This is a genomic window from Paucibacter soli (assembly GCF_037482845.1).
GTDB classification, from domain to species: Bacteria; Pseudomonadota; Gammaproteobacteria; order Burkholderiales; family Burkholderiaceae_C; genus Paucibacter_B; species Paucibacter_B soli.
Genome location: NZ_JBBHJW010000001.1, coordinates 44,808 through 55,763, shown reverse-complemented (window position 1 = coordinate 55,763; position 10,956 = coordinate 44,808). Strand labels below are relative to the sequence as shown.

The following is a 10,956-nucleotide window of genomic DNA, read 5'->3' as shown; positions in this document are numbered from 1 at the left end:
GAGGCTGGGCGCTATGTCGGAAGTCGTTGATCACCTTGCGGAACTGACCGGATTCCGGGACCGTGACGTCATGGACGTCACCCTGGTGTCGGCCCTGCGCGACATGCTGGAGCCTTGCTCGGTGGCGATCTTCCGCTGCGTGGGCGACGTGGGGCAGCAACGCTGGGTCACGCGGGCCCGGCTGGCCGCCGGCGATGCGGTGGCCAGCGCCGATTCGCTCTGGGCCGATCCGGACAAGTTGCCGCGCGCCGAGGACCATCCCAAACGCCTGGATTGCATGCACCAACGCGGCGTGATGCAGTTCCATGAGGGCGGTCGGTGGACCACGCTGTTTCCACTCGCAACCGACCGCGAGGTGGTCGGTGTGCTTGAGATCAGCACCGCCGAGAAGCTCAAGACGGCCGATCAGCGCATGGTGGGTGGCATCCTGCGCATCTATCACAACTTCCAGGGCCTGCTGGACTACAGCGAGCGCGACACGCTGACCGGCCTGCTGAATCGCAAGACCTTCGACGAGAGCTTTCTCAAGGCCGTGGGGGAGCTACCGCGCGCGCATGAGGAAGGACAGGTCCATGCCGAGGGCGAACGGCGTCACGAGGACGGCCAACCGCGCTACTGGATCGGTGTGGTCGACATCGACCATTTCAAGTCGGTGAATGACCGCTTCGGCCACCTGATTGGCGACGAGGTGCTGCTGCTGCTGTCGCGCCTGATGCGCAACAGTTTCCGCTTCCACGACTTGCTCTACCGCTTCGGTGGCGAGGAGTTTGTGGTGCTGATGCGCTGCGAGGATGAGACCGACGCGGCCCATGCCTTCGAACGCCTGCGCCACAACACCGAGAGCTACCAGTTTCCGCAGGTGGGCCAGATCACCGTCAGCGTGGGCTTTACCCAGGTGCGCTTGGGCGATTCGCCGGCGATGGCCTTCGAGCGTGCCGACAAGGCCGTCTATCACGCCAAGGCGAACGGCCGCAATCAGGTGCAAAGCCATGCGGTGCTGGTGCAGAGCGGCCAGATGACCGAGGTCGAACAGCTCAGCGACATGGAGTTGTTCTGAGGCTGTGGCGATGACGCCGCTTCAAGCCGCCCTCATGGCCGCGACTTGACCACCGCGTAGCGCAGCAGGGTGCGTGTGCGGGCCTCGTTGTGGTGCACGATGGGCGTCGGGTAGTCGCGCCCCAGGTGCAGGCCGCAGGCCTGCAATTCCGCCGGGCTGGCCCGCCAGGGCGCATGGATCAGCTTGGGTGGCAGCTTGGCCAGCTGCGGCAGGTAGCGCTTGATGAAGCGCCCCTCGGCATCGAATTTCTCGCTCTGGCTGACCGGGTTGAAGATGCGGAAATAGGGCTGGGCATCGCAGCCGCTGGAGGCCGCCCATTGCCAGCCACCGTTGTTGGCGGCGAGGTCGAAGTCAAGCAGCAGCTGCGCGAAATAGCGCTCGCCCCAGCGCCAGTCCAGCCCCAAGTCCTTGATCAGAAAGCTCGCCGCCACCATGCGCAGGCGGTTGTGCATATAGCCGGTCTGCCTGAGCTGCAGCATCGCCGCATCGACGATGGGATAGCCGGTGCGGCCCTCGCACCAGGCGGTGAACAGGGCCTCGGCGGCCGCGCCCCGCTCCCATTCGATCAGTTCGTACTCGGGCCGGAAGGCGCGCTCCACCACCTGCGGGTGGTGGTGCATCAGCTGGTGGTAGAAGTCGCGCCAGATCAGCTCGGAGAGCCAGACCTCGGCGCCATGGTCGCCGCCCTGCATGCGCGCATGGGCCGTGCGCGCCAGCCGGCGTATCGAGATGGTGCCGAAGCGCAGATGGGCGCTGAGGTAGCTGGGGCCCTTGAGGGCGGGAAAGTCGCGCGTGCGGTCGTACCGGTCCATGCGCGCCAGGAATTCATCGAACAGCCGCGCCGCGCCACGGCTGCCGCCGCGCAGCTGCTCCGGCAGGCCGGCCGGCACAAAACCGATCTCGTGCAGGCCGGGCACCCCGCGCGTGCAAGGCGCCAATGCGCCGGCGTGAGGCGCCACCGGGTGGCTGCGCAGCTGGGCATCGTCCAGGCGGCGCAGCCAGGCGTTTTTGTAGGGTGTGAACACAGCGTAGGGCTTGCCCGCGCCGGTGAGGATCTCGCTGCGCTCGAAGATCACATGGTCCTTGTGGCTGAAGAAGGCCACGCCCTGGGCCAGCAGGGCCTGCTTGACGGCGGCGTCGCGGGCCAGGGCCTGGGGTTCGTCGTCGTGGTTGCAGAACACCGCGTCCACGCCCAGCTCGGCCGCCAGCCTGGGCAGCTCCGCGCGCGCCACGGCGTGGCGCACGATCAGGCCCGCGCCCGGCCGCAGCGCGGCCAGCTGCTCGTCCAGCGCCGTCAGCGCGTCGAGGATGAACTCGACGCGGCGGTCGGCGCGCGGCAGGGCGTCGAGGATTTCGCGGTCCAGCACGAAGGCGCACAGCACCTCCTGGCTGCTGCGCAGGGCGTGGCAGAGCGCGGCATGGTCGTCGGCGCGCAGATCGCGGCGGAACCAGACCAGCGCACGTCGATGGATCTTTTCCATGGGCGCGAGTGTCGATGAAATAAAATGCCCCCATGTCCAAGGCCCGCATCGACCTCACCAACCAATTCCTGATCGCCATGCCGGGCATGCTGGACGACAGCTTTGCCGGTTCGGTGGTCTATATGTGCGAGCACAACGAGAAGGGCGCGCTGGGTCTGGTGATCAACAAGCCGATCTCGCTGACCCTGGGCAATCTGTTCGAAAAGGTCGAGCTGAGCCTGGATGACGAGGATCTGGCGGCCCGCCCGGTGTTCTATGGCGGCCCGGTGCAGACCGAGCGCGGCTTCGTGCTGCACGAGCCGCTGGATGCGCAGGGCGGCCACTACAACGCCACCCTGGCGGTGCCCGGCGGCCTGGAGATGACCACCAGCCGCGACGTGCTGGAGGCGCTCTCCAACGGCGCCGGCCCCAAGCGCCTGCTCATCACGCTGGGCTATAGCGGCTGGGCCGCCGGCCAGCTGGAAGAGGAAATCGGCCGCAACGGCTGGCTCAATGTGGACGCCGCGCCCGAGATCATCTTCGACACGCCGGTGGAGCAGCGCTACGAGAAGGCGCTCGGATTGCTGGGCATAGACCCGCGCATGCTGAGCCAAGAGGCCGGCCACGCATGAGCCCGGCCGTGCTGCGAACCCCGGCCCGAACTCCTCCTCAGTCCCTGTTGGCATTCGATTTCGGCACCCGCCGCATCGGCGTGGCCACCGGCAATGCCTTTCTCAAGTCCGCCGAGGCGCTGCGCCATATCGCCGCCGACGGCGATGCCCAGCGCTTCGCGGCGATCGAGAAGCTCATCAAGGAATGGCAGCCCGACGCGCTGGTGATCGGCGTGCCCTTCCACCCCGATGGCGCCGAGCATGAGATGACCCTGGCGGCGCGCCGCTTCGGCCGCCAGCTCAAGGGGCGCTTCCGCCTGCCCATCTACGAGGTGGACGAGCGCTACACCAGCGTCGAGGCCGAGGCCCAGGGCGCGCGCGATGTGGACTCGGCCGCCGCCGCGCTGATCCTGGAACAATTCTTTCGCGAGCATTCATCATCATGAGCACTCTCTTACTTGACGCCGAGGCGCTGTACGCCGACCTCTTGAAGGGCGTCAGCAGGCTGTTGCAGGCGGACACCGTGCTGGTGGGCATCTGGTCGGGCGGCGCCTGGCTGGCCGAACGCCTGGGCGCCGATCTGGGGCTGGGGGGGCGCGTCGGCGTGATCTCCAGCTCCCTGCACCGCGACGACTTCGGCTCCAAGGGCATGTCGGCCAGCGCCGACCATACCAAGCTGCCCTTCGAGGTGGAGGGCCGCCATATCCTCTTGATCGACGATGTGCTCTACACCGGCCGCACCACGCGCGCGGTCATCAACGAGCTGTTCGACTTCGGCCGCCCGGCCAGCGTGACGCTGGCGGTGCTGGTGGACCGTGGCGGCCGCGAACTGCCGATCGAGCCGGCCTTTTCGGCCGCGCGCGTGAACCTGGCCGCGGCGCAGCGCCTGCGCCTGGCGCGTGACGAGTCCGGCCGCTTCAGCTTTGACGTGAAGGCAGACTGATGCTTAGCAAACGCAATCCCCAACTCAACAAGCATGGCGAGCTGGTGCACCTGCTCTCCATCGAGGGCCTGCCGCAGGCCACCATCCACCAGATCCTCGACACCGCCGGCACCTTCCTCTCGGTGAACGACCGCGACGTGAAGAAGGTGCCGCTGCTGCGCGGCAAGTCGGTCTTCAACCTGTTCTTCGAGAACAGCACGCGCACCCGCACCACCTTCGAGATCGCCGCCAAGCGGCTCTCGGCCGACGTCATCAACCTGGACATCGCGCGCTCCAGCACCGCCAAGGGCGAGACCCTCTTGGACACTGTGGCGAATCTTTCCGCCATGCATGCCGACATGTTCGTGGTGCGCCACAGCGAATCGGGCGCGCCCTATCTGATTGCCCAGCATTGCGCCCCGCATGTGCATGTGGTGAACGCCGGTGACGGACGCCATGCGCATCCGACCCAGGGCCTGCTGGACATGTACACGATCCGCCACTACAAGAAGGACTTCCGCAATCTGACGGTGGCCATCGTGGGCGACATCGTGCACTCGCGCGTGGCCCGTTCCGACATCCATGCCCTCAACATCCTGGGCGTGCCGGAGATCCGCGCGGTCGGCCCCAAGACCCTGGTGCCGGGCGATCTGCGCGAGATGGGCGTGCGCGTCTGCCACGACATGGCCGAGGGTGTGCGCGACGCCGACGTGATCATCATGCTGCGTCTGCAGAACGAGCGCATGAGCGGCGCCATGCTGCCCAGCGCCGGCGAGTTCTTCAAGAACTTCGGCCTCACGCCCGAGAAGCTGGCGCTCGCCAAGCCCGATGCCATCGTGATGCACCCGGGCCCGATCAACCGCGGCGTCGAGATCGCCTCCAGCGTGGCCGATGGCGGCCAGAGCGTGATCCTGCCCCAAGTGACCTTCGGTATCGCGGTGCGCATGGCCGTGATGTCCATACTCGCCGGAAACGAAGCATGAAGATCCTCATCAAGAACGGCCGCCTGGTCGACCCGGCCTCGGGCCTGGACCGCATCGGCGATGTGGCGATCGCAGCCGGCCGCATCGTCGGGCTGGGCGATGTGGCGGGTGACTTCGAGGCCCGGCGCGTCATCGACGCCAGCGGCCTGATCGTGGCACCCGGCCTGGTGGACCTGGCGGCGCGCCTGCGCGAACCCGGTCTGGAGCAAAAAGGTATGTTGGAGAGCGAGCTCAACGCCGCCGCCGCCGGTGGCGTCACCAGCCTGGTCTGTCCGCCCGACACCGACCCCGCGCTGGACGAGCCCGGCCTGGTGGAGATGCTCAAGTTCCGCGCCCGCAAGCTCAGCCTGTGCCGGCTGTTCCCGCTCGGCGCGCTGACGCGCGGCCTGGCCGGCGAGACCCTCACCGAGATGGCCGAGCTCACCGAGGCCGGCTGCGTGGGCTTCTCGCAGGCCGAGCAGCCGATCAAGAACAACCAATTCATGACGCGCGCGCTGCAATACGCCGCCACCTTCGACTACACGGTCTGGTTGCATCCCATGGACCCCTGGCTGGGCGGTGGTGTGGCGGCCAGCGGCGCCGTGGCCACGCGCCTGGGTCTGGCCGGCGTGCCGGTGACGGCCGAGACCGTGGCCCTGCACACCATTTTCGAGCTGATGCGCGCCACCGGCGCGCGCGTGCACCTGTGCCGGCTCTCGAGCGCTGCAGGTGTGGAGTTGGTACGGGCCGCGAAGCGGGAAGGGCTGCCCGTCACGGCGGATGTGTCGATCAACTCCTTGCACCTCACCGACGTGGACATCGGCTACTTCAACCCGGCGATGCGCCTGAACCCGCCGCTGCGCCAGGGCCGCGACCGCGCCGCACTGCGCGCCGGGCTGGCCGACGGCACCCTGGACGCGCTGGTGAGCGACCACATGCCGGTGGAGAGCGACGAGAAGACCTTGCCCTTCGCCGAGGCCATGCCCGGCGCCACCGGCCTGGAGCTGCTCCTGAGCCTGGCGCTGAAATGGGCTCATGACGAGGGCCAGCCGCTGGCACGGGCGCTCGCGGTGGTGAGCTGCGAGCCGGTGCGCGTGCTGGGCTCGGCGCTGGGTTCGCTGGCGGCCAGCGCCGGCCGCCTGGTGGACGGCGGCGTGGCCGATCTGTGCATCTTCGATCCGGGCGAGCATTGGGCGGTGACGCCCGAGCGCCTGGTGAGCCAGGGCAAGCACACGCCGTTCGCCTTCGAGATCACCGGCTTCGAGCTGCCGGCGCGGGTGCGCTACACGGTGGTGGCCGGCCATATCGCGCACGAAGCCGCCCACCCAGCCACGCAAGCTAGCGCTTGAGATGCGCAGCCTGATTGCCGCCTGGCGGCTGCTGCGCATGGTCCTGCATGTGCTGTGGGGGTTGCTGCTCATCAAGCTGCTGTTCGGCAGCCTGGACCAGGCCGCGCGCCATGCCCATGTGAAGCGCTGGTCGGGCCAGTTGTTGAAGCTGCTGGGCGTACGCCTGGCATGCACCGGATCGCCGCGGCCCGGCGCCAAGCTGCTGCTCGCCAACCATGTGTCCTGGCTGGACATCGCCGCCGTGCATGCGGTGCTGCCCGAGGCGCGCTTCGTCTCCAAGGCGGATGTGAAGCATTGGCCCGTGGTGGGTGCGCTCACTGCCGGCGTTGGCACGCTCTTCATCGAGCGCGCCAGCAAGCGCGATGCGCTGCGCGTGGTGCACCAGACCGCCGAGGCGCTCAAGGCCGGCGACACCGTGGCGGTGTTCCCCGAGGGCACCACCGGCGCCGGCCCCGAGTTGCTGCCCTTCCATGGCAATCTGCTGCAGGCGGCCATCGCTACCGAGATCCCCGTCCAGCCCCTGGTGCTGCGCTGGCACGAGCCGGGCGAACGCTTCAGTAGCGCGGCACGCTATATCGGCGACATGACGCTGCTGCAGAGCCTGTGGGCGATTGCCAGCGCCCGCGGCCTGGGCATTGCGGTGCAGATCCTGCCGGCGATGGAGACCGCGCATGCCGATCGGCGCGCGCTGGCCGAGCATGTGCGTGAGACGATCGCGGCGCGACTGGTCTAAAGTCGGCGCATGAACCTGCAAATCCGGCGCGTCGGCATCGACACCTGGCGCGAGAACGTGGCCTATCTGCACCGCGACTGCCCGGTGGTGCGGGCGGCGGGCTTCCAGGCCCTGGCCAAGGTGGAGATCCACGCCCACAACGGCCATGAAGGCCAGACCATTCTGGCGGTGCTCAATGTGGTGGACGACGAGCGCATCGTCAGCGCCTGCGAGCTGGGCGTGAGCGAGGATGCGTTCGCGCGCCTGGCGGTGGACGAGGGCCACCTGGCCAGCATCTCGCATGCCGAGCCGCCCGGCTCGATCGCCGCCCTGCATCGCAAGATCAATGGCGAGCGCCTCTCCAAGGACGAGCTTTTTGCCATCATCCGCGACGTCGCCCAGGCGCGCTATTCCAAGATCGAGCTGGCCGCCTTCGTGGTGGCTACCAACCAGTACGAGCTGGACCGCGAGGAGGTGCTGCACCTCACCGAGGCCATGATCGCGGTGGGCCGCAAGCTCGACTGGCAGCGCGAGGTCGGTCATGGCCTGGTGGTGGACAAGCATTGCATCGGCGGCATTCCCGGCAACCGTACCTCCATGTTGGTGGTGCCGATCGCCGCGGCTCATGGCATGTTGTGCCCCAAGACCAGCTCGCGCGCCATCACCTCGCCGGCCGGCACGGCCGACACCATGGAGGTGCTGGCCGAGGTCGAGCTGGGCTTCGAGCGCATGGTGAGCATCGTGCGCGACACCCATGCCTGCCTGGCCTGGGGTGGCACCGCCGAACTCTCGCCCGCCGACGACATCCTGATCTCGGTGGAGCGGCCGCTGTCGATCGATTCGCCCGGCCAGATGGTGGCCTCGATCCTGTCCAAGAAGATCGCCGCCGGCTCCACCCATCTGGTGCTGGACATTCCGGTGGGCCCGAGTGCCAAGGTGCGCTCGATGGCCGAGGCGCAGCGCCTGAAGAAGCTGTTTGAATATGTGGCCGGCCATCTGCGCCTGCAGCTGGACGTGGTGCTGTCCGATGGCCGCCAGCCGATCGGCCGCGGCATCGGCCCGGTGCTGGAGGCGCGCGACGTGATGCAGGTGCTGCAGGGCGACCCCGCCGCGCCGCAGGATCTGCGCCAGAAGGCCTTGCGCCTGGCCGGGCGCATGATCGAGTTCGACCCCGATGTGCGCGGCGGCCAGGGCTACCAGATCGCGCGCGACATCCTCGACTCTGGCCGGGCGCTGGCGCAGATGAACGCCATCGTCGACGCGCAGGGGCGTCGCGCGGCGCCGCCCCAGGTGGGCAGCCTGCAGGCCGAGGTGCTGGCCGAGGCCGACGGCGTGCTGGTGGCGCTGGACAATCTGCGCATCGCCCGCATTGCGCGCCTGGCCGGTGCGCCCCAGGTGCCCGGCGCGGGCCTGGATCTCTTGAAGAAGCTGGGCGATCCGGTCGCCAAGGGCGAGCCGCTCTACCGCATCTACGCCCAGTTCGACGCCGATCTCCGGTTCGCCCTCAGCCATGCGCAGAAGGACCCGGGCTGCCGCATCGGCGCCGCCGAACAATTGCCGCACGAGTTCGCGAGCGGCTCCCTGTATTCCATCTAGGTGCTGCATGTCCGTTGACACCCTGCTGCTGGCCTTCGACGACGAGGCCGCCCTGGCGCAAGACCTGGCCCCGGCGCTGGACGCGCCGCTGGCCTTCATCCGCCGCCACCGCTTTCCCGACGGCGAGCTGCGCCTCGTGCTGCCCAAGCCGCTGCCGGCGCGCGTGCTGCTGCTGCGCGGCCTGCAGCAGCCCAATGAGAAGCTGGTGGAGCTGCTGATTGCCGCGCCCACCGCGCGCGAGCTCGGCGCGCGGCGGCTCGTGCTGGTCTCGCCCTACCTGGCCTATATGCGCCAGGACATGGAGTTCACGCCCGGCGAGGCGGTCAGCCAGCGCCATATTGCGCGCCTGCTGGCGCAGCAGTTCGACCATGTCATCACCATCGATCCGCATCTGCACCGCATTGCCAGCCTCGACGAGGTGATGCCCAAGGGGGCCGGCGTGGCGCTTTCGGCCGCGCCGGTGCTGGGGCGCTGGATCGCCGCGCAGGTGCCCGGCGCGCTGCTGATCGGACCCGACGAGGAGTCGGGCCAGTGGGTGCGCGAGGCCGCCCAGGCCGGTGGACTGGAATGCGCGGTGGGCCACAAGGTGCGCCATGGCGACCACCAGGTCTCGCTGGCGCTGCCCGAGCTGGCGGTGCAGGGCAGGGCGGTGGTGCTGCTGGATGACATGGCCTCCACCGGCCGCACCCTGATCGGTGCGGCCCAGGCCCTGCTGGCGCGCGGTGCGAGCTCGGTCGACGTGGCGGTGACGCATGCGCTCTTCAACGGTGATGCGCTGCCGGACCTGCGGGCCGCGGGTGTGCGTCATGTCTGGAGCAGCAACAGCGTGCCGCACGCCAGCAACGCGGTTTCGGTGGTGTCGCTATTGGCCGAGGCCTGGCGTAGACTGGGCTGACACAAACAACATTGGGCGCGCTGGCTGGCAAGGTCGGCGCGGGGCCTGACTCGATGCAACTGCTCAAGCTGGTGGCCAAGCAGGTGACGGTGGGCGCGCCATTGCCCTTCAATGTGCGCGACGAGCATGGCGGGCTGCTGCTGGCCTGCGGCCAGCTGATCTACAGCGACACGCAATTGCAAGCCTTGTTGGCGCGCGGCATGTCTGCCGACATCGAGGAAATCAAGGCGCTGGCGGCTGGACGCCAGGTGGTGGCGCAGCCGCCCACGCTGTTTGCACGCTGGAACCATATCTACTGGAGCCTCGATCGCCTGGCCCATGCCAGCCAGGAGCCCGCCGGCCTGCAGCGGGGCTGCCATGAGTTGGCCGATGAGCTGATGGCGATGGTGCGCATGGATCCCGATGTGGCCGTCTACCAGATGGTGCGCCAGGAGGGTCACCATTACCGCATGTACGGCCTCACGCACACCGTGTTCGTGGCGGCGCTGTGCCAGCTGGTCGCCGCGCGGCTGGAGTGGCCGGCCGAGCGCCAGCGCTCGGCAGTGCTGGCGGCGCTGACCATGAATCTCAGCATCCTGGATCTGCAGGCACGCTATGCGGTGTTCGGCCGCTTCACGCAGGAGCAGCGCGACGAGCTGCGCGGCCATCCCGAAGCAGCAGTGGCGCGCCTGCGCGCCGCCGGCGTGGCCGATGAGGAATGGCTGCAGGCGGTGCTGGAGCACCACGAGCATGTCGATGGCCAGGGCTATCCGCGCGGGCTCACCGCGGTGTCGGAGCTGGCCCACCTGCTGCGTCTGGCCGATGTGTTCCTGGCCAAGATCAGCCGGCGCGAGGGGCGCGCGCCGCTGGACATCAAGGAGGCCGAGCGCCAGGCCTATGCGCAATGGCCCGGCAGCCCGATGGTGGCGGCGTTGATCAAGGAGATCGGCATCTACCCGCCGGGCGAACTGCTGGCCCTGGCCAGCGGCGAAAAGGCGGTGGTGATACGGCGCGGCGCCGGCATGCAGACGCCGCTGGTGGCAGCGCTCACCGACAAGCGCGGTCTGCCCATCACGCAGACGCCGCGCCGCGACACCGCCCAGGCCGACTACGCCGTCAAGGCGGTGGAGGCCGACAAGACCCTGGTGACCCGGGTGCCGCTGGAGCGGCTCTACGGCCTGATCAACTGAGGCCGGGGTAGCGGTACTTTTGCGCCCCGCGCCACAGTCCGGCTACAAAGTTGCCTAAAGACAAGCCTGCCGCGGTCGAAATGCCTAGCATGGTGCCAGGCAGGCGCGTGGTCGCGCTTGCCGGGTCTGTCCTTGCTAGTTTTTCGGAAGGAGACAACATGACATGTTCGAAGCCATGGCGTTTGGCGCCGCTTGCCGCGTCCCTTTTCCTTGCAATGGGTGC

The 10,956-nt window shown here is 68.5% G+C and carries 11 protein-coding genes; 10 read left to right on the top strand and 1 reads right to left on the bottom strand.

The window, feature by feature from the left end:
• Window positions 1-70 precede the first annotated feature (70 nt).
• On the top strand, window positions 71-1,057 hold the full coding sequence (locus WG898_RS00295) for a GGDEF domain-containing protein (protein WP_339600787.1): 987 nt from the start codon (window positions 71-73) through the stop codon (window positions 1,055-1,057).
• A 32-nt stretch (window positions 1,058-1,089) separates the two neighbouring features.
• Here WG898_RS00295 and WG898_RS00290 read toward each other — a convergent pair whose 3' ends face one another.
• Window positions 1,090-2,538 (bottom strand): cryptochrome/photolyase family protein, encoded by a 1,449-nt coding sequence (locus tag WG898_RS00290; protein WP_339600786.1) that lies wholly within the window; start codon window positions 2,536-2,538, stop codon window positions 1,090-1,092.
• Window positions 2,539-2,570: 32 nt separating this feature from the next.
• On the opposite strand from WG898_RS00290, the gene WG898_RS00285 reads away from it, so the two are divergent.
• From WG898_RS00285 to WG898_RS00245, 9 genes are read left to right on the top strand one after another with little or no spacing between them, the layout of a single operon-like run.
• Window positions 2,571-3,149: a YqgE/AlgH family protein gene (locus WG898_RS00285; RefSeq protein WP_339600785.1), complete on the top strand. Its 579-nt coding sequence runs from the start codon at window positions 2,571-2,573 to the stop codon at window positions 3,147-3,149.
• Complete coding sequence (ruvX, locus tag WG898_RS00280) at window positions 3,146-3,574, top strand: Holliday junction resolvase RuvX (protein ID WP_339600784.1); 429 nt, start codon at window positions 3,146-3,148, stop codon at window positions 3,572-3,574. Before WG898_RS00285 ends, ruvX begins: the two co-directional genes overlap by 4 nt.
• Entirely contained in the window at window positions 3,571-4,071 is a 501-nt protein-coding gene (gene pyrR, locus WG898_RS00275; protein WP_339600783.1) for a bifunctional pyr operon transcriptional regulator/uracil phosphoribosyltransferase PyrR, read from the top strand. The genes ruvX and pyrR overlap by 4 nt, the downstream gene beginning before the upstream one ends.
• A complete protein-coding gene (locus WG898_RS00270) occupies window positions 4,071-5,033 on the top strand; it encodes an aspartate carbamoyltransferase catalytic subunit (RefSeq protein ID WP_285230977.1) in 963 nt (320 codons plus the stop codon). Before pyrR ends, WG898_RS00270 begins: the two co-directional genes overlap by 1 nt.
• Window positions 5,030-6,361, top strand: a complete 1,332-nt coding sequence (locus tag WG898_RS00265) for a dihydroorotase (protein WP_339600782.1) — start codon at window positions 5,030-5,032, stop codon at window positions 6,359-6,361. Before WG898_RS00270 ends, WG898_RS00265 begins: the two co-directional genes overlap by 4 nt.
• Window position 6,362: 1 nt before the next feature.
• Window positions 6,363-7,094 carry a lysophospholipid acyltransferase family protein gene (locus WG898_RS00260; protein WP_339600781.1) on the top strand — a complete coding sequence of 244 codons (732 nt, stop codon included), beginning with the start codon at window positions 6,363-6,365 and terminating at the stop codon, window positions 7,092-7,094.
• Window positions 7,095-7,103: 9 nt separating this feature from the next.
• Window positions 7,104-8,669: a thymidine phosphorylase family protein gene (locus WG898_RS00255; RefSeq protein WP_339600780.1), complete on the top strand. Its 1,566-nt coding sequence runs from the start codon at window positions 7,104-7,106 to the stop codon at window positions 8,667-8,669.
• 7 nt (window positions 8,670-8,676) lie between these two features.
• Window positions 8,677-9,564 carry a ribose-phosphate diphosphokinase gene (locus WG898_RS00250; RefSeq protein WP_339600779.1) on the top strand — a complete coding sequence of 296 codons (888 nt, stop codon included), beginning with the start codon at window positions 8,677-8,679 and terminating at the stop codon, window positions 9,562-9,564.
• A 53-nt stretch (window positions 9,565-9,617) separates the two neighbouring features.
• Window positions 9,618-10,733, top strand: coding sequence for an HD-GYP domain-containing protein (locus WG898_RS00245; RefSeq protein ID WP_339600778.1), 1,116 nt, complete (start codon window positions 9,618-9,620; stop codon window positions 10,731-10,733).
• The last annotated feature ends 223 nt before the right edge of the window (window positions 10,734-10,956 follow it).

Coding starts and splice junctions, on each gene's coding strand:
- WG898_RS00295 (WP_339600787.1), top strand. CDS start 71: ATGGACGTCACCCTGGTGTCGGCCCTGCGCGACATGCTGGAGCCTTGC.
- WG898_RS00290 (WP_339600786.1), bottom strand. CDS start 2,538: ATGGAAAAGATCCATCGACGTGCGCTGGTCTGGTTCCGCCGCGATCTG.
- WG898_RS00285 (WP_339600785.1), top strand. CDS start 2,571: ATGTCCAAGGCCCGCATCGACCTCACCAACCAATTCCTGATCGCCATG.
- ruvX (WP_339600784.1), top strand. CDS start 3,146: ATGAGCCCGGCCGTGCTGCGAACCCCGGCCCGAACTCCTCCTCAGTCC.
- pyrR (WP_339600783.1), top strand. CDS start 3,571: ATGAGCACTCTCTTACTTGACGCCGAGGCGCTGTACGCCGACCTCTTG.
- WG898_RS00270 (WP_285230977.1), top strand. CDS start 4,071: ATGCTTAGCAAACGCAATCCCCAACTCAACAAGCATGGCGAGCTGGTG.
- WG898_RS00265 (WP_339600782.1), top strand. CDS start 5,030: ATGAAGATCCTCATCAAGAACGGCCGCCTGGTCGACCCGGCCTCGGGC.
- WG898_RS00260 (WP_339600781.1), top strand. CDS start 6,363: ATGCGCAGCCTGATTGCCGCCTGGCGGCTGCTGCGCATGGTCCTGCAT.
- WG898_RS00255 (WP_339600780.1), top strand. CDS start 7,104: ATGAACCTGCAAATCCGGCGCGTCGGCATCGACACCTGGCGCGAGAAC.
- WG898_RS00250 (WP_339600779.1), top strand. CDS start 8,677: ATGTCCGTTGACACCCTGCTGCTGGCCTTCGACGACGAGGCCGCCCTG.
- WG898_RS00245 (WP_339600778.1), top strand. CDS start 9,618: ATGCAACTGCTCAAGCTGGTGGCCAAGCAGGTGACGGTGGGCGCGCCA.